The organism is Dehalogenimonas sp. W, assembly GCF_037094495.1.
In the GTDB taxonomy this organism is placed as follows: Bacteria; Chloroflexota; Dehalococcoidia; order Dehalococcoidales; family Dehalococcoidaceae; genus Dehalogenimonas; species Dehalogenimonas loeffleri.
Genome location: NZ_CP146612.1, coordinates 1,447,732 through 1,467,729 on the forward strand (window position 1 = coordinate 1,447,732; position 19,998 = coordinate 1,467,729).

Annotated in this window: 18 protein-coding genes; 12 read left to right on the forward strand and 6 right to left on the reverse strand. The window is 52.7% G+C overall.

Annotated elements, in window-relative coordinates; all coding sequences use genetic code 11:
- Positions 1 to 36: 36 nt before the first annotated feature.
- The 3 genes from V8247_RS07550 to V8247_RS07560 form a co-directional block, all read right to left on the reverse strand.
- Positions 37 to 2,010 (reverse strand): endonuclease/exonuclease/phosphatase family protein, encoded by a 1,974-nt coding sequence (locus tag V8247_RS07550; RefSeq protein ID WP_338737246.1) that lies wholly within the window; start codon positions 2,008 to 2,010, stop codon positions 37 to 39.
- A complete protein-coding gene (locus V8247_RS07555; RefSeq protein ID WP_338737247.1) occupies positions 2,007 to 2,537 on the reverse strand; it encodes a ribonuclease H-like domain-containing protein in 531 nt (176 codons plus the stop codon). The genes V8247_RS07550 and V8247_RS07555 overlap by 4 nt, the downstream gene beginning before the upstream one ends.
- A gap of 173 nt (positions 2,538 to 2,710) precedes the next feature.
- Positions 2,711 to 3,415 (reverse strand): DUF5343 domain-containing protein, encoded by a 705-nt coding sequence (locus V8247_RS07560; RefSeq protein WP_338737248.1) that lies wholly within the window; start codon positions 3,413 to 3,415, stop codon positions 2,711 to 2,713.
- Between the two features lie 176 nt (positions 3,416 to 3,591).
- Here V8247_RS07560 and V8247_RS07565 point away from each other — a divergent pair, with 176 nt between their 5' ends.
- The 3 genes from V8247_RS07565 to ftsZ are packed head-to-tail and all read left to right on the forward strand — an operon-like array spanning position 3,592 to position 6,211.
- The gene (locus V8247_RS07565; RefSeq protein WP_338737249.1) at positions 3,592 to 3,804 is read left to right on the forward strand and encodes a hypothetical protein; all 213 of its coding nucleotides are present in this window, start codon (positions 3,592 to 3,594) and stop codon (positions 3,802 to 3,804) included.
- 51 nt (positions 3,805 to 3,855) lie between these two features.
- Positions 3,856 to 5,055 carry a cell division protein FtsA gene (gene ftsA, locus V8247_RS07570; RefSeq protein ID WP_338737250.1) on the forward strand — a complete coding sequence of 400 codons (1,200 nt, stop codon included), beginning with the start codon at positions 3,856 to 3,858 and terminating at the stop codon, positions 5,053 to 5,055.
- Positions 5,056 to 5,080: 25 nt separating this feature from the next.
- A complete protein-coding gene (ftsZ, locus tag V8247_RS07575) occupies positions 5,081 to 6,211 on the forward strand; it encodes a cell division protein FtsZ (RefSeq protein ID WP_338737251.1) in 1,131 nt (376 codons plus the stop codon).
- A gap of 200 nt (positions 6,212 to 6,411) precedes the next feature.
- On the opposite strand, the gene V8247_RS07580 is transcribed toward ftsZ, so the two are convergent.
- A complete protein-coding gene (locus V8247_RS07580; RefSeq protein ID WP_338737252.1) occupies positions 6,412 to 8,847 on the reverse strand; it encodes a hypothetical protein in 2,436 nt (811 codons plus the stop codon).
- Positions 8,848 to 9,049: 202 nt separating this feature from the next.
- On the opposite strand from V8247_RS07580, the gene hemW reads away from it, so the two are divergent.
- From hemW to V8247_RS07605, 5 genes are all read left to right on the forward strand, one after another.
- Positions 9,050 to 10,180: a radical SAM family heme chaperone HemW gene (gene hemW / locus V8247_RS07585; RefSeq protein ID WP_338737253.1), complete on the forward strand. Its 1,131-nt coding sequence runs from the start codon at positions 9,050 to 9,052 to the stop codon at positions 10,178 to 10,180.
- A 21-nt stretch (positions 10,181 to 10,201) separates the two neighbouring features.
- Positions 10,202 to 12,025 carry a translation elongation factor 4 gene (lepA, locus tag V8247_RS07590; protein ID WP_338737254.1) on the forward strand — a complete coding sequence of 608 codons (1,824 nt, stop codon included), beginning with the start codon at positions 10,202 to 10,204 and terminating at the stop codon, positions 12,023 to 12,025.
- Positions 12,026 to 12,105: 80 nt separating this feature from the next.
- Complete coding sequence (gene cbiE / locus V8247_RS07595; protein WP_338737255.1) at positions 12,106 to 12,807, forward strand: precorrin-6y C5,15-methyltransferase (decarboxylating) subunit CbiE; 702 nt, start codon at positions 12,106 to 12,108, stop codon at positions 12,805 to 12,807.
- A 21-nt stretch (positions 12,808 to 12,828) separates the two neighbouring features.
- Positions 12,829 to 13,389: a cob(I)yrinic acid a,c-diamide adenosyltransferase gene (cobO, locus tag V8247_RS07600; RefSeq protein WP_338737256.1), complete on the forward strand. Its 561-nt coding sequence runs from the start codon at positions 12,829 to 12,831 to the stop codon at positions 13,387 to 13,389.
- A 121-nt stretch (positions 13,390 to 13,510) separates the two neighbouring features.
- A complete protein-coding gene (locus tag V8247_RS07605; RefSeq protein WP_375340863.1) occupies positions 13,511 to 14,137 on the forward strand; it encodes an inorganic diphosphatase in 627 nt (208 codons plus the stop codon).
- On the opposite strand, the gene V8247_RS07610 is transcribed toward V8247_RS07605, so the two are convergent.
- Positions 14,134 to 14,730 (reverse strand): glycosyltransferase, encoded by a 597-nt coding sequence (locus V8247_RS07610; protein WP_338737258.1) that lies wholly within the window; start codon positions 14,728 to 14,730, stop codon positions 14,134 to 14,136. The genes V8247_RS07605 and V8247_RS07610 overlap by 4 nt on opposite strands.
- Positions 14,731 to 14,862: 132 nt before the next feature.
- Between V8247_RS07610 and glmU the strand changes: the two genes are divergently transcribed.
- From glmU to V8247_RS07630, 4 genes are read left to right on the forward strand one after another with little or no spacing between them, the layout of a single operon-like run.
- Complete coding sequence (glmU, locus tag V8247_RS07615; protein WP_338737259.1) at positions 14,863 to 16,065, forward strand: bifunctional sugar-1-phosphate nucleotidylyltransferase/acetyltransferase; 1,203 nt, start codon at positions 14,863 to 14,865, stop codon at positions 16,063 to 16,065.
- A gap of 30 nt (positions 16,066 to 16,095) precedes the next feature.
- Complete coding sequence (locus tag V8247_RS07620; protein WP_338737260.1) at positions 16,096 to 17,280, forward strand: sugar phosphate nucleotidyltransferase; 1,185 nt, start codon at positions 16,096 to 16,098, stop codon at positions 17,278 to 17,280.
- Position 17,281: 1 nt separating this feature from the next.
- Positions 17,282 to 19,069, forward strand: coding sequence for a glutamine--fructose-6-phosphate transaminase (isomerizing) (glmS, locus tag V8247_RS07625; protein WP_338737261.1), 1,788 nt, complete (start codon positions 17,282 to 17,284; stop codon positions 19,067 to 19,069).
- Between the two features lie 24 nt (positions 19,070 to 19,093).
- Positions 19,094 to 19,546, forward strand: coding sequence for a universal stress protein (locus V8247_RS07630; RefSeq protein WP_338737262.1), 453 nt, complete (start codon positions 19,094 to 19,096; stop codon positions 19,544 to 19,546).
- Here V8247_RS07630 and V8247_RS07635 read toward each other — a convergent pair.
- Positions 19,543 to 19,998: a YbhB/YbcL family Raf kinase inhibitor-like protein gene (locus tag V8247_RS07635; protein WP_338737263.1), complete on the reverse strand. Its 456-nt coding sequence runs from the start codon at positions 19,996 to 19,998 to the stop codon at positions 19,543 to 19,545. The two genes, V8247_RS07630 and V8247_RS07635, sit on opposite strands and share 4 nt — an antisense overlap.

Below are 19,998 nucleotides of genomic sequence, written 5' to 3' on the forward strand. Positions count from 1 at the left end.
TAAAAAAAGGTTGCACCGGATGGTTCGGCGGGGTGGTCAGGGGGATGGATCATTGACTGTGGCGATTACGCCGTGGTGGTCAGAAGCTGTCCCGGTGGTCAGACTGACTTCAGACCAGGTGAGATCGGGTGACACCCAAATATAATCAATGCGTTGGAACGGGTCATCGGAACGGAAGGTATATGCCGGCGGAGGTTCAATGGACAGCAGTACATCCCGTAATCCGGCGGCCCGCATCAATTTGATTTCCGGATCATTGGGTTCGGCGTTAAAATCACCCATGATTACAGTGCGGGCGGTATTGCCGTAGAAACTCAACAGTGCCGATACTTGTTCAACCCGGATGTCTGAATCATCAGCTACATGATGCAGATGTACGGCAATTACCTGGAAATTGCGGCCGTTTATTTCCAGAATAGCAGCGATAAACGAACGTTCAAGCGGCAAACCTTCAGATGGTAGGGGGATATTAACCGCTGAGGCAATGGGGTAACGTGAAAGTATGGCATTGCCCCAGAATGGGCCGGAAGACGGACCGAAATAGTAAGGCATATTTAACCTTTGGGACAGCCATTCCAGCATATCAACCCGGCCACTGACCAGCCAGCCGCGTGAAATCTCCTGTAAGGCGACGACATCGGCGCCGCTTTCTTCTATATCAAGTGCCAGCGCCTCAAGGTTTAGAGTACCTTCGGCACTAAAACCGTTGTGCAGGTTGTAAGTCGCAATTCGCAGGGGGAAGCCGGTGTCAGTGCCGGCAGAAACCGCCGGTGTGGTAAATAAAAGGGCCACAGGTAGAATGACAGCGGCGATTACGGCGATTAAGCTTTGGGACCACTGGCGATGGCCGATGCGCAATCGGGGGCCCATATGGCGGAGGGAGGTCATAGCGCCGCCAGCGACCAGAACCGCCGCTAGAGCCAGCAGAATGGAATTATTATAAGGCAGAGCTATCTGATAAGAGGCGTAATAGCCCAGGATAAAAACCATCAACAGCGTCATACCGATGCCGTTGGAGATCGGCAGGCTGAGCGCGCCGCTACGCCGGGAGCCTGATGCCATTCCAGTAACAATGGCAAAAAACAGTTGACTGGCGGCTATCTGGCCCAGGAATAATAAAATTGCTCCCGGCCACCCTGAGAGGTAAGGGAACAGAGAAAACGTTAACAGGATTCCGGCAGAAAACAAAGTGATGAAATAGATGGTATCTTCCTGAAGGCTGTGAAAGTAGTAGGCGGCCATGATGCCGAAGGCTTGCGAAACGATTATCCAGAGAAAAGCCCCGTTGGTACCCCATCCGGTAAGTGTGGTCAGGGCAGGGATATTCTGCAGGATAATGAGTTGCAGGAAGATGAAGGGTCCGATGGCCAGCCAGGCACCGGCTTTGCCCTTGAAATTGAATGATGCCGAATCATTGTGATTTTCTAAATATTTAAAAACGAGCCCAACCAGTAACCCGGCGTTGATGACCGTGACGATTATCGGTAATGGTGTTTGTTGCCAGACCAGGTCATAGGTGCCGGCTCCGCCATAGAGCAGCGTATCCAGGACAATACCCCCCAAGAACCCGCCGGCGAATAACGGCATGGCGGCGTTGCCCTCACGCCGGACCTCATCCAGATAAATCGGGAGGAAGATAACTAAGGCGATAACTGCAAGTCCTGCCCAAACCACCGTCAGCAGCGGTAGTCCGTGCCAGAACTGGAGAAACAAACGGAATAAAATCAGAGATCCGAGGCTGAATAAGATAAGGTGGCGGTATGACAGACGGCGGCGCAGTGGTCCGGCGAGAAAGGAGGCACCGAAAATCAGCAAAGCTACAGCGCCTAATATGGGGGCGCCCAGGGAGTAGGTGTCGCCCAATGTCCAGGTTAGGCCTGCAACCAATGACCGGATGCTTTGTAGCCCGAACACCAGCGCGAGTGCCGGCAGTCCGACTGCAGGAAATATTTCCGGCAAGCCGATATCCAGTTTGGACAACAAATCGCCACGGAGCATAGGCTTCATCATACCATGTCCGTGTCCGGTATGGTACCAATAATCAGCCGATGCCGGATAATTTTCAGGTTCTGAGTGTCTTCCTTATTATATTCGAGCAGGGTGGTCAGCGCGGTTTGGTCCAAATCGTTAATAAAGCGCCACCACAGGCGAACAGCTTCATATCCGTTGACTTCGGGCAGGATACGTTTGATACCGAGTAATGGCTCCACTTTTTTCAGGCCGCCGTAAAGCCCATGGCGGTGGCAATGGTTCATCAGGTCGCAGTGGTTAAAACCTTCTGCCAGCAGGTCAACACCGAGTCGGCGTTTGATGTAGGGCAGGTCAAAACGGGCACCGTTATAGGTGTATATGGTTCCCACTCCGGCCAGTGCATTCAGCAGGGATTCAGAGGTAATATCGTCGCCGACCAATTGGATAAACTCCTCAGCCTGTTCGGGGCGGCAGATGTGAATACCGATAACGGTAATGGGGCAGGATTCCGGACTCAATCCGGTTGTTTCAATATCAAGGTAAGCATCGCCAAATGATTCACTCATCACATAATTATAACAAAACTCAGCCTTTGCCCTGACAAGAGTAGTAACTAGACATAATCACTGGAAAATAAGTATAAAATAATTATTATGCGAACCATTAAATAGGCACAAGTGGTGTGCGTTAAATTAGGTGAACACCAGAAGTCAGGGAAAAAGAAACTCAGGGGTGGAGATTATTTGCGGTTGTCGGCCATGATACGCTGAAGTTTATCAAAGGTTTCAAACCAGCGGAGTTTGACTTCATCTGTCCAGTTGGGGTCAAAGGTTGGAAATTTTGCCAGTAATAGTTGATTGGCATCAGGCGTCGAACCGTCCTGAGCAGAGACAGGGGATAAGGATTGTGGCTGTGAATTAGTGTCGGCGTCCTGGGGGGGGTGGTGTGTAGTTTTACGGACCTTTTTTGCGGTAGTCGCTCGGGAAGTACGGGATTTTCGGGTGATGAATGACGACAGGGTAATGCCGGCTTCATCTGCCATGCCGATAAAGAATTTGATGCACTTGCGGTTAACGTCGGCGGTAATCGGGAAATTCTCCCGTAGTTTTTCCTCCAGCTGGGAATAGGTAGCAGTGGCTGGATCAAGCGCCTGCAGAAAGAACGGATAGGCTTCATGAGCCAGTTGCTGCAGCAAATCGGAGCGCTGTTGCCCTTTGGCGAACACTATCTGCCGTAAGCGGAGAGTTGGTATGCCGGCGGCGTCAATCATTTTGAGATATTTCAGCGCCGAGATTAACTGCCCGCCGGTGCTGCCGGAGAATTTATCCCCCCAGAAACTGCGGTCTATACGCGCAGGTATGGCAGCCTTCAGCCCGTCCAAAAAATTCCAGAACGTGCGGTAGGACACATAAGGCGGTAGTGATTTGGTAACTGGTAAATTCATAGCTAAACAACCTCATTCTATGCCAGCCGGACAAAAATGACAAGGATTTTTGGTGGATGAAAGGACAAAAAATATTATGGCTTGGTAACAGTTAGGACGATTTTGGACAGTTGTTGACGGGTGCTTTTTCCAGCGCTTAAGATAGCTGCAATTCTTTCAGAAAGGCGGAAAAAATCATGGGGACAGCAATTGATTATCAAAAATTAATGACGGAGATTGTGTTCATCAATCTGCCAGGCCCGCAAGAACCCCAGCCGGGGATGAGCGGCGGTGAACTTCTTCACGGCTTCCTGGCAGAACTCAAGCGAGCGCCTGATGCCAACACCCGGGCTTTCATTGATAGTGTGGCTGCTAAATGGAGCGTCCGCTACCGCGAAGCCGGGAAATAGAACGGCTGCAAAATTCGACTACATTAACAGTAGGAATAATAAGGAGACAAAATGAAAAAAACGAGACTTGCAGCCATTGACGTCGGCACTACCAAAGTGTGTACGATCATGGCTGACGCTGATGAGGCCGGTATCCGGGTGCTCGGCGTCGGCGTGACGCCGTCTCGTGGCCTCCAAAAGGGTATGGTCGTCAATCTCAATGAAGCACGGGACGCCATCAAGCGTTCGGTTGGTATGGCTGAACAGTCAGCCGGTTATAAGCTTGATACTGCCACAGTCAGTATTACCGGACGGCACATTCATTCCACCAACAACCGCGGAGTGGTGGCTATATCAAGGAGAGAAGAGACGGTCAGACCACCGGATGTTGCCAGGGTGTTGGAAGTGGCGCGTAACGTCACCATACCCGGTGATAGGCGGATGCTGCATTTGCTGCCCCTGGCATATACGGTTGATGGGCAGGAAGGGGTCAAGAATCCGGTGGGAATGCACGGGTTCAAGCTGGAAGTGGAAACCCACATGGTCACGGCCTCGGCTACCTCACTGGAGAACCTGGTTAAGTGTTTTAAGGGCGCAGGTGTCAGTGTGGATGAAATGATTTTCAGCCCATTATCCAGTGCTGAGGCTACACTGTCCACTGATGAGATGCAAAATGGCGTGGTTCTGGCTGATATCGGCGGCGGCACCACCGATATTGCCGTATATAAAGACGGCAATATTATCCATACCTCAGTGTTACCGGTTGCCGGCTACCAGATTACTCACGATATTTCGGTCGGTTTGGGTGTCAGTTGGGAACTGGCCGAGCAAATTAAAATGAAGTACGGTTCGGTCTTTCCGATTGCCGGCGATTCTGAAGAAATGCTTTCTGAAGGTGGTAATTCATTTCCCCATTCACAACTAACGGAGATTATCCGTTCCCGGCTGGAGGAAATGGTGCGGCTGGTTCTTATGGAAGTGCCCACTGAAGATTATCAGAATCTACTGCGGGGCGGAATGGTATTTACCGGCGGGAGCGCCAATCTACCAGGACTGGCTGAGCTTGGAGCCGAGGTAACCAGACTCCCGGTACGAGTGGGAATGCCTCCGGCAATGTACGGTGTATCTGAAAAACTTAATGACCCGGCTTTTGCCACGGCAATCGGTCTAATCATGTGGAAAGCCAATGACCGCACTGGTATTCCGGTAAAGGCCACCGCGGGTCCGTCAGAAGGCGGCGGCAAATTCCTTGGTCTATTCAGAAAAAAATAACAGGTCAAAATAAGAAGGAGTAAAAATGGCTAAGACTATCTATGTCCCCAGTGGTGCCAGGATCAAGGTTATCGGTTGCGGCGGTGCCGGTTGTAATGCGGTGACCCGTATGGTGCGGGAGCAGATTCGCGGCGTTGAATTTGTCGCGATGAATACCGATGCTCAGGCGTTAGCAGTGACCGAAGCCCCGTTGCGGATCCAGTTGGGTGAACGCTGTACCCGTGGTTTGGGCGCCGGTGGTGATAATAAAATGGGGCGCAAAGCGGCTGAAGAAAGCAAAGAAGAGATTAAACAGGTCGTCGGGGAATCCGACATGGTTTTTGTTACTGCCGGTATGGGCGGCGGTACTGGTACCGGTTCGGCGGCGGTAGTTGCTGCGGCTGCCAAAGCCAGCGGGGCGCTGACTATAGCCGTAGTGACTAAGCCTTTCAGCTTTGAAGGCACCCACCGCACCAAAGTTGCGGAAGAAGGTATCAACGAACTCATGGAGAATGTGGATACTCTTATCCTGATTCCCAATGATAGATTGTTTGAAATCTGCGATCAGAAAACCGGCGTGGATGGGGCTTTCCGCATGGCGGATGAAGTCCTGCATCACGGCGTACAGGCTATCGCCGAGGTTATTACAGTCCCTGGTATTATCAATCTGGATTTTGCTGATGTACGCGCCGTCATGAAAGATGCAGGTCCGGCCTGGATGAGCATCGGCCACGGCAAAGGGCAGAAACGTGCCATTGAAGCGGCGCGGCAAGCTCTGACCAGCCCATTGCTGGATGTCTCGGTTGAGGGTTCCAAAGGTTGCATCTTTAACGTGGTCGGGGACAGTTCATTGTCGCTTTTTGAAGTCAACGAAGCTGCCGATGTCATCCGTCAGGCGGTTGACCCGGAAGCGAACGTTATCTTCGGCGTTACGGTTGACGATTCTATGAAAGACGAAGTTCGTCTGACCTTGATTGCCACTGGTTTTGCCGACCATACCACGGCGCTGGATAGCCGGGACAAGGAAATAACCCGGTTGCTCCGCAATATCAAAACTGAAAAAGAATTGGAAATCCCGGCATTTCTGCGGCAACGCGGCTTGATGGGTTCTACCCGCCGGCCGGAGCCGGTTCGTCCGGCTGCGCCCGCTTCACATAGCTTCCAAAAACGCTGGTAACCCTGGTTTGTTCCCTTAGACTAGGGGTGGCGGTTGGTTACCGCCACCCCGCCTGGACCTAGGTTTGTGGTTCAACCTAACAATTTGCTATTGGGGCGATCCGTTAATTATTTGATTTATTCCGCCTCATCTATAAAAAGAAGAAGACCGTCGGGACTCCTCCTCCCCCGACGGTCTTCTTCTTTTTAGGCACGGGTGTTTTAGTTGATGGCACCGAGGGCAACGGCGAACAGCACCGCAGCCAGTACGATACTGAGGTTGATTACCACCAGTAACGTTATCCAGGTGCCGCTGGTGAGTCTTTTGATAACGGCCCTGACCATGGCCTCCTCAGCCTTGGAGAGGGCCTCATTGGCCGCCTCACGGGCAGAGGCAGCAACATCTGATGCCCGGGCGGATGACTCACGGGATGATTTTGCCGAATCTTCAGCAGCCCGTACTGCGGTATCGGCGGCAATCCTAGCTGATGACTCAGCGTGTTCAGCCCGAGCGCCGGCTGCGTCTGCGGCTTTCTTGGCGGCAGCGGCGGTCATCTCCGCATCTTTGGCGGCCTGTTCCGACCGACCGGCGGCTTCGGCCGCCAATCTGGCGGCTTTTTCAATGGCCTCTTTGGCACCAGCTTCGGCCCGGGCGGCGGCATCAGCAGCTGATTTTGAAGCGACTTCAGCCCTAGCAGCGGCTTCGGCCGCCGAACGTATGGCTTCCTCAGCTGCGGTTTTGGCAGCTCTGGAAGACTCTTCTGCCGCCTGTCGGGCGACGGTTTCTGCATGTTCGGCGGCCTTTCTGGCTGCTTGTTCTGCGCGAGTAGCCGCTTCGTCAGCTAATTTGCCTGCTGTTTCAATAGCTTCTTTAGCTCCGGCTTCCGCGCGGGCAGCGGCCTCGGAGGCTGAAGTGGAGGCCACTCCGGCTCGGGCTGAAGCTTCGGCGGCTGAGCGGATGGCTTCATCCGCGGCCTTTTTAGCCACCTGGGCGGCCTGTTCGGAAGCCTCAAGAGAGGCAGCCACGGCTGCTTCACTAGCCTGGCGTGCGGCGACTCCGGCCTCCTCGGCGTGTTTGATGGCATCAGCGGCGGCACTTTCTGCCCTGGCGGTGGCCGTTTCAGTGGTTTGTTTGAAACTCTCCATCGCTTGTTGTGCCCGCTGGTCAACGGCTTCGGCTTTTTCTGATGCGGCTTCAGCAGCTTGACGGGCCAGGCGGGAAATCTCTGATGCCCTGGCAGCCGCATCTTCGGCAGATTTTTTTACCGCTTCGGCATGAGTGTTGGCGGATTCTACGGTGGCAGAGGTTAATTTGTCGGCGGCCTCCCCTGAGGTATCTATCAAGTTGTCAGCGGCGTTGTCAGCCAGTTCGGCGATACTCTTGACATCCGCCGCAACTTTGAAACCGTGCCGGGCTGCTTCTTTGGCGCCGTTGCCGGCCTCGTTAACGCCCGATGCGGCATCCCCGGTAATTTGGGTGGCGGCTTCAAGCGCGACGTCACCGGCGATATTAGCCAGTTCGCTGCGACGGGCGGTATCTTCTGCGGCACGGAAGGCCGCCGCTGCGGCTGATTTGGCAGCACGCCCAGCCTTAAGGGCATGAGTAACGGTCTCTCTATTAGGATTATTAGTCAAGGCCTTTGCAGCGCCGGAGGCATTTTCAACGGCGCTTTCAGCGTTCCGACCGGCGATCAGGGCCTCTTCTATGGATTTCTCCAGAGCTTCCCGAGTGGCCAAAGCGGTTAGTTCAGCCCGGGAGGCAGCCTCCTCGGCTGCGCGAGCAGCGGCTTGAGCGGATTCACGGGCCGCCATTTCAACGTCCTGAGCCTTGGCGGTAGCTTCTTCAGCAGCATATTTAGCGGCGCGGGCGGTTTTTTCCGCCTGAGATGCGGCTTCTTCCGCGCGGTGGGCGGCATCAGAAGCAATCTGAGTTGCCTGTTCAGCGGCGTCTTTAGCGGTATTGGAGGCCGATTCTGAACGGGCGGCGGCTTCTTCCGCCAAACGTTTTGCGGCCTCGGCGGATGCCAAAGCCCGGTCAGCGGCTTCCTTAGCCTTTATCATGGCTTCGGCGGCGGCTCTCTGGGCAGCCGAGGACGCGTTTTCCGCCTTGGTTGCCGCGGCTTCAGCCGCAGTTCGGGCACTTTCTGATGCTGCCTTGGCTTCTGCTGCCATTTTCTGGGCGGCCAAACCGGCGGCTTCAGCTCGTTTAGCGGCCTCGTCCGACACTTTAGCGGCGGCTTCTGCGGCTGTTTTAGCCGAGGCACCGGCTATTTCAGCCTTCTCGGCGGCTTCAGCAGCGGTTTTCTGGAAAACCTGAGCGGCCGCCGCGGCACCCTTTTTAGCTTCTTCTGCCTTGCTGACGGCATCGTCAGCGGCTTTTTTAGCCTCACCAGCGGCTTTTGCAGCTGACTCGGTTGCCTGTTGGGCAGCCTTTTCCCCGGCTTGGCGGGCTTCCACCGCCCTTTTTTCAGCTTCCTGAGCGGCTTGAGTAGCATTTCCGGCAGCTCCGGATGCCTGGGCAGCCGCGGCTTCAGCTTGACGGGCAGCCTGGATAGCCGCCCGGATATTGGCATCCATTTCATCAAGTATTTGAGGCAACGGCTTGGTTAGAATCTGGGGTTCTTCGCCATGAGATTCGGAATCAATGTTGTCAGACACCGCATTTCCTCCAGCCTATTATTTAAAGCAACAGTGTAAGCTCCTAATTGAAGGAGCAAAAATCGCTTGTGAATAAATCTAATGCTTAGGGTGACGGGTGTCAACTTAAAATATTAGCTGTCGGATAGCAGAATCAACGTAGCAGGTCCGTTGGCGGCAGTTTAGCGGTTATGCTACTATTGACATAAAAAAATAATGTTTAATGACTGATATTTCGCTCTATATTCATATTCCTTTCTGTGCTCGTCGCTGCGCCTACTGTTCGTTTACCTCCTTTACGGGTCGGAACCGGCAGATTCCCGAATATATTGAAGCTTTGGCCAGGGAAATAAGCCTGACCCGGCGACCACAGCGAAGTGTTGCGACTATATACTTCGGCGGCGGCACACCCAGTCTGATTCAGCCGGAAGATATTCAACGGCTGATTGCAGAAGTGAACCGGCATTATTGTATAACCGAGGGCGCTGAGATTACATTGGAAGCCAATCCCGGTACCGTGAACCCGGGGTATTTAAGGAATATCCGGTTGGCCGGGGTTAACCGCTTGAGTCTGGGGGCACAAAGTCTGGACGACCGTGATTTGGGATCGCTTGGCCGAACACATTCACAATCGGACATTTATATGGCCATTGCAGATGCCCGTGGGGCGGGATTTGATAACATCAGTCTTGATTTCATATACGGTTTGTCTCGAAGCCGCCCTGATGGCTGGGAATTGATGCTGGGCCGAATTGCTGAGCTTTCCGTGGAGCATTTGTCTTTGTACGGCTTAACGGTGGAGGAAGGCACGCCGCTGGCGGCTGCGGTCAGGAGTGGTGAAGCTGCGGTCCCTGATCCTGATGCCGCGGCGGCGGAATATGAGCAGGCAACGGAAATGCTTAAAGTGGCCGGTTACCAGCAGTATGAGATTTCCAATTGGGCGCGGCCTGGACGTGAAAGCCGCCACAATCTGGTGTACTGGCGGCGCGGAGAATATCTGGGGCTGGGAGTGGGCGCCCATTCATTATTGGATAACCAGCGTTTGTCCAATACGGCTGACCTTGATGATTATCTGGCGGCTTTAAGCCACGGTTGGATGCCGTGCGTTACCGAAGATACGATTAATACGGAAACTGCGTTGGCTGAAGCGGTCATCCTGGGGTTACGGTTGAACCGCGGGGTCAGTGCGGATGACATTGCCAGCTGGTATAATATAGACTTATTCCATCGGTTTGAGACCGAAATCAACGAACTGATTGGCCTTGGGTTAATGGATATCAGCGACGGGCGGCTGCGTCTGACCAGTCGTGGGCGATTGCTGGGCAATGAGGTTTTTCTGCGCTTTTTACCCTGATTTTAAATATAAAGGAAACGTATGCGACAAAGTCATATCCGGAATTTCTGCATTATCGCTCATATTGATCACGGGAAGTCAACTCTGGCTGACCGGTTGATTGAGAGTACTGGTGCGATGCGCCGAGAGGAAATGAGTGAGCAGGTCATGGACCGCATGGAACTGGAGCGAGAACGCGGGATAACCATTAAGGCCAAGGCTATCAGGTTGAATTATACAGCCGCGGATGGGAACAGTTACCTTTTGAACCTGATTGACACTCCCGGTCATGTTGATTTTTCGTATGAGGTTTCGCGCACTCTGGCTGCCTGCGAGGGAGCGGTACTGCTGGTTGACGTTACTCAGGGCATTCAGGCTCAGACCCTGGCTAATGTGTATCTGGCCATGGAACACAATCTGGAAATCATTCCCACCTTGAATAAGGTGGACCTGCCCAGCGGAGAACCGGAACGGGTGATGGATGAAGTGGAAAGTGTTCTCGGTTTTAGCGAAGCAGAAACCCTCAGGATTTCCGGCAAGACCGGTGTAGGCGTCCCGGAACTGCTGGAAACCATAGTTAAACGGGTGCCGCCGCCCGGAGGCGACCCGAAAGCGCCCTTGAGGGCGTTGATTTTTGACTCCCATTACGACCAATATAAGGGCGTGATTGCCTATCTTAGAGTGGTGGACGGCCGGATTAAAACTGGTGACCGGTTAAAATTAATGGGGCAGGGTACTACCCTTGAGGTGCTTGAGGTCGGGTATTTTAACCCCCGGGAGTGCCCGGTGTCCAGTCTTGAGGCCGGCGAGGTCGGATATATCGCGACCGGATTGAAAACGGTTGGTGATTGTTCGGTGGGTGATACCGTAACCTCTCTGGTCGAACCGGCACATGCAGCACTGGCGGCCTATCGGCCAGCCAAACCGATGGTCTTTGCCGGGATTTATCCCACTCAGGCATCCGACTATCACGAACTGCGTGAAGCAATGGAAAGATTGAAGTTGAACGATGCGTCGCTTTCCTACGAAATGGAAAACAGCCCCTTATTAGGGCATGGTTTTCGTTGCGGCTTTTTGGGTTTGCTGCACATGGATATTGTTTATGAGCGCCTGGAAAGAGAATTCGGTCTGTCGCTGGTGGTTACGGCACCGGCGGTCAGTTACTACATCACCCGAACCGACGGTGAAGTTATTACGGTGGTCAATCCATCCGAATTGCCGGCCCCGGCGGATATCGCCAGGATGGAAGAGCCATGGGTGAAGATTCGAATTCTGGTGCCTTCCAACTATATCGGCACGGTGATGGAAATGGAGAGAGAATTCGGTGGCATCCATCGCCATACTGAATTTTTGGGTCATGCCACCGGAACAGAAGGTACCCAGCGGGTACAGTTGGATTATGATATGCCGCTGCGATCTATGCTAACGTCATTCTACGATCAGTTGAAGAGCCGAACCAATGGATATGCTTCGCTGGACTATGAGTTTGACGGATATCGGGACGCCCGTCTGGTGAAGATTGACGTGTTGGTTAACAATCTGCTGGTGGACGCCTTTAGCCGCATCGTTCCGCCGGAGCAAGCCCAGGACGTTGGTAAATCCCTGGTACACAAGTTGAAGGAAGTCATACCGCGGCAATTGTTCAATATTCCTATTCAGGCGGCAGTTGGCGGCCGGATTGTTGCCCGGGCTGATATCGCAGCGAAACGTAAAGATGTACTGGCGAAGTGTTACGGCGGCGATATTACGCGTAAGCGGAAGCTGCTGGAAAAACAGAAGGAAGGTAAAAAGAAAATGAAATCCATCGGGCAGGTGGAAGTGCCCAAGGAAGCCTTCTTTAGTGTGCTTAAGACTGACATCAAATAATGTAATACACGCTTATTTCTGGAATGGTTTAAAATATGTTAATATTTTGTATCCAAGAAAAAAAGGAGTCTGTTGAGTTAATGAATCAGGCCAATAAACCTGTTTGCTACATCGTGGGAATCGGTCCAGGGGGGTCTTCCAAGTGGCTCACCCATGCCGCTGAAGAGGCGATTAAGGAATCCGATATCATTTTGGCCTGGGATTGGTCATTGAAGCCGGTTAAGGAACTGGCTAACGGGAAAGTGATTTTTTTCCAGGGAACCAAAGATTATCTGCAAAAGGAAAAAGAGGCCGCGGAGCGGGCGCTGCAGACCGGGGAGACCGTCGCAGTGTTGAGGGTCGGCGACCCTTGCGTGTCTTCCAGTTTGGCTCAGGTGCTGAGTGTTTTTAAAGATTTTGAAGTCCGAATTATTCCGTCGGCCGGTGCCGCACAGTTTGCCGCCGCTAAGGCACAGATCTGTTTGGATGAATCGGTACTGGTGTCCTTCCATGATGGTCGGGAAGAAGTTAAACAGCTTAAGCTGAAATTCCTGGTGGACAGTTTTAATATGGGGCGAAATCCCCTGATGCTGACCAACGAAACTCAGGTACCGCGGCAGACCGCTGAATATCTGGTTGAGCACGGTATACCGGCCACAACAACCACTCTTATTTGCGAATACCTGACTATGGAAGACGAGCAGGTTTACGAGGTGACGCTGGGCGATGTGGTCAACAACGATTACCGGTTGACCTCGGTCATGGTGGTCAAAAACCCGGCACCGCATGAATGTTGCGTTTAACTGTCGACGAATTAAATCTTCATGGTTGAAAAAATTGAGACACCTATCGTTCGTGAACCACTAAAGCAGGGATTGGTTCAGGTTTTTACCGGCGGCGGCAAGGGTAAAACCTCCGCCGGCCTGGGGACCGTACTGCGGGCATCGGGACGCGGCCTCAGGGTCTATGTCATATACTTCATGAATACCAGCTATGATTCCGGGGAGCATGAAGTTCTTCATCAGTTGCCAGGCGTCAAGTGGGCTGCCTTTGGACCGGGACTGGTACGCCATCCGGAAAAACCGTCGTCTGAGATCAGGGAACGCGCCGGTCAGGCACTGAGGGAAGCCCGAAGGGCAATGCTGTCGGGTGATTTTGACGTCATCGTCCTGGACGAGATTAATATTGTCACCGGCTGGGGCTGGTTGGATATCAAAGATGTGTTGCAACTGGTTAAAGATAAGCCTGAGCAGGTGGAACTGGTGATGACGGGGCGCCTTGCGCCCCCGGAACTGATTGAAGTTGCCGATCTGGTGACCGAGATGGTGAAAATCAAGCACCCTTACGACCGCGGTATTCCGGCGCGCAAAGGGATTGAGTATTAGGCGGTTTTTGACTCTGGCGGTTACCCTCTTTTCCTGATTGACCAAATTCCGAACTGTCTGTTACTTATCGTAATCATTCCCTTTTTCTGCTACAATATATTCAATTTATTAAGGAGTTATGATGTCACCGGAAAACAAGGAATCCACGAACGATTTGAATGAAATAAGAATTACCACTGGGTGCAGTGAGGAAGAGGCGTGCCCCAAGGTGAAACGCAAGCGCATTGCCAAACATGAAGATATGATTCTGACTATCCTCATTGAGATACCCAAAGGCAGCCGCAATAAGTATGAATATGATAAGGAACGCAAGGTCATCAAGTTTGACCGGATGCTGTTCTCGGCTGTCCATTATCCTTCGGATTATGGCTTTATCGTTGAAACCCTGGCGGGAGATTCCGATCCGCTGGACGCATTGGTTTTGGTATCGGAGCCGACCTTTCCGGGTTGTCTGATTGAAGCTAAGCCGGTTGGGCTTTTCCGCATGCGCGATGAAAAGGGTCCGGATGAAAAAATTCTGTGTGTGCCTATGGGGGATCCGCACTGGAATTTTATCAAGGAATTATCGGACGTGCCCGCGCATCTGCTGAAAGAAATAGAGCACTTTTTCAATATCTATAAGGAGCTGGAAAAGAAGAAGACCGGTGTTGATGGCTGGGAAGACAGAGAGTCCGCCATTAAAGCAGTGCTGGAATCTCAAAAGCGTTATCAGGATGATCTTAAGGAATTAGGCAACAGCCGAATTTAAAAATTTTCAGGTTGACCGTCGCCGCTCAGCAGTCTGGTATAGATTCCCACCAGTTGTTCGGCGGCGGTTTTTGTTGTTTTGGCATTATCAGCGTTCAAAATCATAAGGCGGTCCTTTGAGATTGCCATCCGGTCCAATTCCGCCAGTATTTCATCGTCTTCGGCTGTGACAACTGCCTCAAACATTTTCAAGGCATGTTCCGCTGACCAGCGGGTCATACCTTGCCGTGCGTCCTTGAGGATGTCAGGGCCGCTAACGGTCAGCACCATAGGCTTGAAACGAAGAAAGCGCCGATGGACGGCGGCCATAATGCCATAACTGCTCAGTCCGCAGGCATGAACAATGTCCGGTTTCAATGAGAGAATCAAGGGCGCGGCAAACAGGAAAGCCGCATAGGTGAGCGGATAATCTGCGCTGACGGGCAGATGGCGATATTTAATTCCCGGGTGTAATGCCGTTCCGGGCATCGGGCGATGAGCACTGATAAAATTCACCATCCATCCCAGATTAACCAATTCACCCAGTTGGGCGGCCGTTGCTTGAGATGCGGCATCACCGAGGTATACCAAAATTTTCCGTGTCCTGTCAGTCATGAGGTAACTATAGCCTAATTGACGACCCGCCGTAAATCCAAGAGGAACCTGAGTTTACGGCCATTGACAGCGTATTAGGTTGTGTTAGAATGACTTTGGTATTAACTTATGCTTGAGAGGCAATAAACTGCTGTGACTTCATTAGCGGTAATTTTGGCGGCTGGCGAAGGGGCCCGCATGCGGCCCTTAACGGCAACCAGACCCAAAGCGATGTTGCCGGTGGCCGGCCGGCCGATCCTAGAGCACCTGCTGGTTGAATGCCGCGCGGCGGGGATATCTGATTTTATTTTTGTGGTTGGTTTTCGGGAAGAGATTATCAGAAATTATTTTAATGACGGTAGCAGTTGGGGAGTCAGGATCAGGTACGTTTCCCAGCGACACCCGCTAGGTACTGCTGATGCTCTGCGGCAAGCCGGTCCGTGGCTGCATGCCCCTTTTGTCCTGATTAACGGGGACGTTGTGGTTAAAGCGGAAGATATCCGATTACTGAAGGAAATGGCGCCGCCGGCTATCAGCCTGGTTGAATGTGATGATGTTACCGGAATGGGGGTCGCTGAGGTTTCTGGTTGCCGAGTTGTGAAGCTTCATGAAAAACCTGCTGTGCCGCCGACCCGGCTGGTTAATGCCGGTATATATCACCTGTCATCAAACGTGTTGGCGACCGCCGCCAACACGGGTACTTCATCCCGGGGTGAATATGAAATTACAGCCACCCTTCAGTTGCTGATTGATTCAGGGGTTGAGGTTGGGTATCGGATGATAAATACCTGGCGGGATATCGGCAATCCCTGGGAACTCCTGTCGGCTAACGAAGACTATCTCAGCACCATTGAAAGCTATTCTGAAGGCAAGCTGGAACCGGGCTCAATGATTACCGGTCCGGTCTCTATCGGTCGGGATAGTCTGATACGGTCCGGTTGTTATATCACCGGGCCCGTGATCATCGGCGCAAATTGTGATATTGGCCCTAATTGTTACATTCGGCCGGCAACCACCATCGGGGACCATTGTCGGCTGGGTGCCGCGGTGGAAATAAAGAATTCGGTAATCATGTCTGGTACACACATTCCTCATCTCAGCTATGTTGGCGACAGCGTGATCGGCGAACGATGCAATTTGGGTGCCGGTACCAATGTGGCCAACGTCCGACTGGACGGTCAAATGGTAATAACCGGACGCGGCGGTCGCCGCAAAGCCGGCGTTATTATGGGAGACAAGGTGCAAACAGGGATTAATTCGAGCATTAATCCGGGTACCATCATTGGCTGCGAAGCTGTTATCGGTCCGGGGGCGGTAGTTGCCGGTAATATCGGTGCCGGAGCCAGGGTTTTTTAGGGACAATTGAGTGGGGCGCTATATAATCAAATGGTGAGACAGGCGATCATACTAGCCGCTGGCGAAGGACAACGACTGAGGCCGTTTACGGCGGCCAAACCTAAGGTCATGTTACGGGTCGGCGGCAAAGCTATCATTGAACATGTTATTGAGGCACTGGCTGGATGTCGTATCTGCGATATTATTATTGTTGCCGGCTATCACCGTGAACAGATTTATGATGCTGTCGGGGACGGTCGAAAGTTCGGTGTTAGTGTCCGATATGTCGTCCAGGAACAGCAGATTGGGACAGCTCACGCTTTAATGCAGGCAGCTGATTTAGCGTCTGATACTTTTTTGGTATTGCCAGGCGATCAATATATCACCGCTGACACCGTCAGATGGCTTTCCGATACAGCACCCTGGGCATTATTGAGCACAACGGTGGCCGATAACCAGACAGTACGGTATGGTGTTGTTAATTCAGAAAACGGGGCATTGCGGTCAATTATTGAGAAACCAAGACAGCCCTGCCATGCAAGGGTCAGTACTGGGATATTTGCCCTGAGCCGGGCAATATTTGATCATATTAAAACTGATGGTGATATGCCGGCAGTGGTAAATCGGATGATCGGCAGCGGCATAGCATTTCAGGAAGTTGAAACTCAAGCCCCCTGGCTGGATGTAATCTATCCGTGGGATTTAATTGCCTTGAACGACCGGATACTGAGGCAACAGGCACCGTTAAATGAAGGGACGATGGAGGCCGGTGTTTACGTTCAAGGTGGTGTTACCATCGGAGTCGGCAGCCGGCTCTGCTCAGGAGGTTACCTGAAGAGCCCTGTTAAAATTGGACAGGGATGCCGGATAGGGCCGAATGTGGTTATTGGTGCCGGGGTCAGTATCGGGGATAATGTTAACATCGGGCCTTTCAGCGTCATTGAAGACAGCATCATAGGCAATGATATTACAATCGGCCCTGGGTCATATTTATACAAGTCAGTGGTGGACTCCGGATGTCAAATCGGCAGTGGTTTTAAGGCGGTAGCCGGCCCGGCTGAGATACACTTGAACGGAGAGTTCCTCCAGATTGACACCGGTTCCATGGTCGGCGGCAATTGCCGGATTGCCGAGGGAGTCGTCGCTTCCCCCGGCAGTATTATCGGTAACGGCTGCTCCGTGGCGGCGTTAAAAGTGATTAAAGGCAATATTGCCGACGGCAGTCAGGTGGTCTGACATGTGCGGTATTGCAGGGTACGTTGGGCACCGCGCGGCTCAGCCCATTTTGCACACCGCCCTGGCCAGGCTGGAATACCGCGGCTATGATTCCTGCGGTATTGCCGTAGTCGGGGAACAAATGGTTGTGTATAAAAACTCGGGACGGGTTGAGGAAATGACGGCTACCGCTCCAGTGCTTTCAGGAAATGCCGGTATCGGTCATACCCGCTGGGCGAGTTGCGGCTTGCCGACCGCGGAAAACGCTCATCCTCACCTGGACTGTAGCAGGCACATTGCGGTGGTGCATAACGGTAATATCACCAATTATTTGAGTCTTAAAATCGATCTGGAAACCCGGGGGCATGTTTTCCTGTCCGGTACGGACAGTGAAGTTATCGTCCATCTCATTGAAGAGCATTACCATGGGAATGTGGCCGACGCTCTGTCATTGGCGGTCAGACAATTAGAGGGTTCGTATGCGATTGTAGCCCTGCATCAGGAAGAAGCACGATTGGCGGCGGTGAAACGTGGCAGTGCTCTGGTTGTCGGATTAGGCGATGGTGAAAATTGGGTTGCTTCTGACGTTAACGCTTTAGCGGAGCATACCGGTCGGGTTATGTATCTGGAAGAAGGGGACCTGGCGGTTATTGAGCGCGGAGCGGTTGTTATTCTCAATGAAGGCCGACCCGTTGAAAGATTCGTTCATCCCATAGAATGGCAACCAGATGATGGCGGTAAAGGCGGTTATGCACATTTTATGCTCAAGGAAATCCATGAGCAACCGAGAGTTTTACGGGAAAATATAGGTAATTGGTTGACCACCGAAATGTCTCCAAAACTCCGTTTATTATGGAACAGATTGTATCAGCCGCCGATGATTTTGGGTTGTGGTAGTTCCTATTACGCCGGTTTGACAGCCCGCTATTTTATGGAAGAAATGACCAGCCGTCCGGTGAGAGTGGAATTGGCGTCTGAGTTGAATCACCGGCCGGAGACTCCGGAGGCTGGGCGCCTGGTAATTGGATTAACCCAGTCTGGAGAGACGGCTGATACTTTGAATGCCCTGAATCGTCTCCGACAGTCCGGGGCTGGAATACTAGCCTTCGCCAATGTGGTCCGTTCCAGCGTTACCAGAATTGCCGATCAGACGATGTTACTTCGGGCCGGGCCGGAGATCAGTGTTGCGGCGACAAAAACCTTTACCGCTCAATTGGTAAGTTTATATGCGGCGACATTGGCAGCAGTAGGCAGGGATTACAATAGTAATAATGGCCTGGAGGCCCGGCTCAAGGAGCTGCCGGCGCTGGTCCAGATGTCTCTGGATGATACTGAAGAAGTAATTGATGCTGCCCAATGGCTGACGGGCTTTAGCAACGTTATCTGCATCGGACGGGGTGCTCATTATCCAATCGCCATGGAAGCTGCCCTGAAATTGAAGGAAGTTGCTTATATTCATGCCGAGGCTTGTTCAGCCGGGGAACTGAAACATGGGCCGTTGGCATTGCTGAACAGCCGCACTCCGGTAATTGCTGTTTTCGGGTCCCGTGACGATACATGGGAAACAATGTTGACTGCGGTCAGGGAAGTGAAGGTGCGCGGGGCACCGGTTCTTGCGCTGGTCCCGGGTGATAACGCCAGCGTCAGGCAACTGGCGGACCGGGTCATTTCGGTGCCGCAGGCGGACCGGCGGTTTCAGCCGGCCATCACGGCAGTAACAGTGCAACTCCTGGCGTACTACACAGCTCTGGCCCTGGGTTGTCCCATTGATCGGCCTCGGCACCTGGCAAAAAGTGTCACTGTGGAATAAAGAAATAAAGGGAGACCGTAGAAAATGTTCAATAAAATTTTGGTACCTCTGGACGGCTCAGTGTTATCCGAGTCCGTTTTGCCGCAGGCGGTTGCGATAGCAGAACCATCCGATTCTCTGATTACACTTTTCCGGGTGATGGAACCATTGGATAAAGGCGTTCGGGATACGATGGGCAGTGATCTGGCTTCCAAATTAGATGAAGTAAATCAGGATGAAGCAACAGACTATCTGGCTAAAATTGCTGCCGAACTTAAACGTCAGGGGTTAAAAGTGGAAACGGCCATCGTCACCGGCAAGCCGGCCGAGGCGATTATTGAATATATTGGGATGCACGCAGTGGATATGGTGGTAATGGCCACCCACGGACGGAGCGGGCTGTCCCGGTGGGCCTTCGGCAGTGTCACTGACAAGGTTTTGCATCAGTCTCCGGTACCTGTTTTAGTCGGTCCGGTACCGGGGGCCGCCCGCGGTTAGCGGGAGTACAGGCCGGTAACACAGGCTTCAGCCAAAACGTGCCCTGTTATTGACTGGTCAAATTGTTCCCGCCCGGAGCCGGCAGGGAGGTATGGCATATAATCAAGAGCCAGCAGTTTATAGACGTAACGATGAGCTGGCCCGGGCGGCGGACATGATGGATAAAATCCGAAGGTTCCGCCGGAATTAACACCCTGGCGGATACCCGTCGGTAATTCAGCCTTACGGGCCAGATTGGCCTGGAGGCGGCGCGTGTCGGCTGGGATACGCCATACCGTCCAATGGGTGAAAGTGCCCCGGGGGGCGTCGGGATCTTCCATGACCAGCGCCAGGCTTACGGCGTCGACGGGGATCTGTTCCCATGAAATTTCGGGCGAGAACCCGGGCCCGTTGCAGGTATAGCGGTCAGGGATTGTTGCTCCGTCGCCAATACCATCAATAATGAGTTTCAT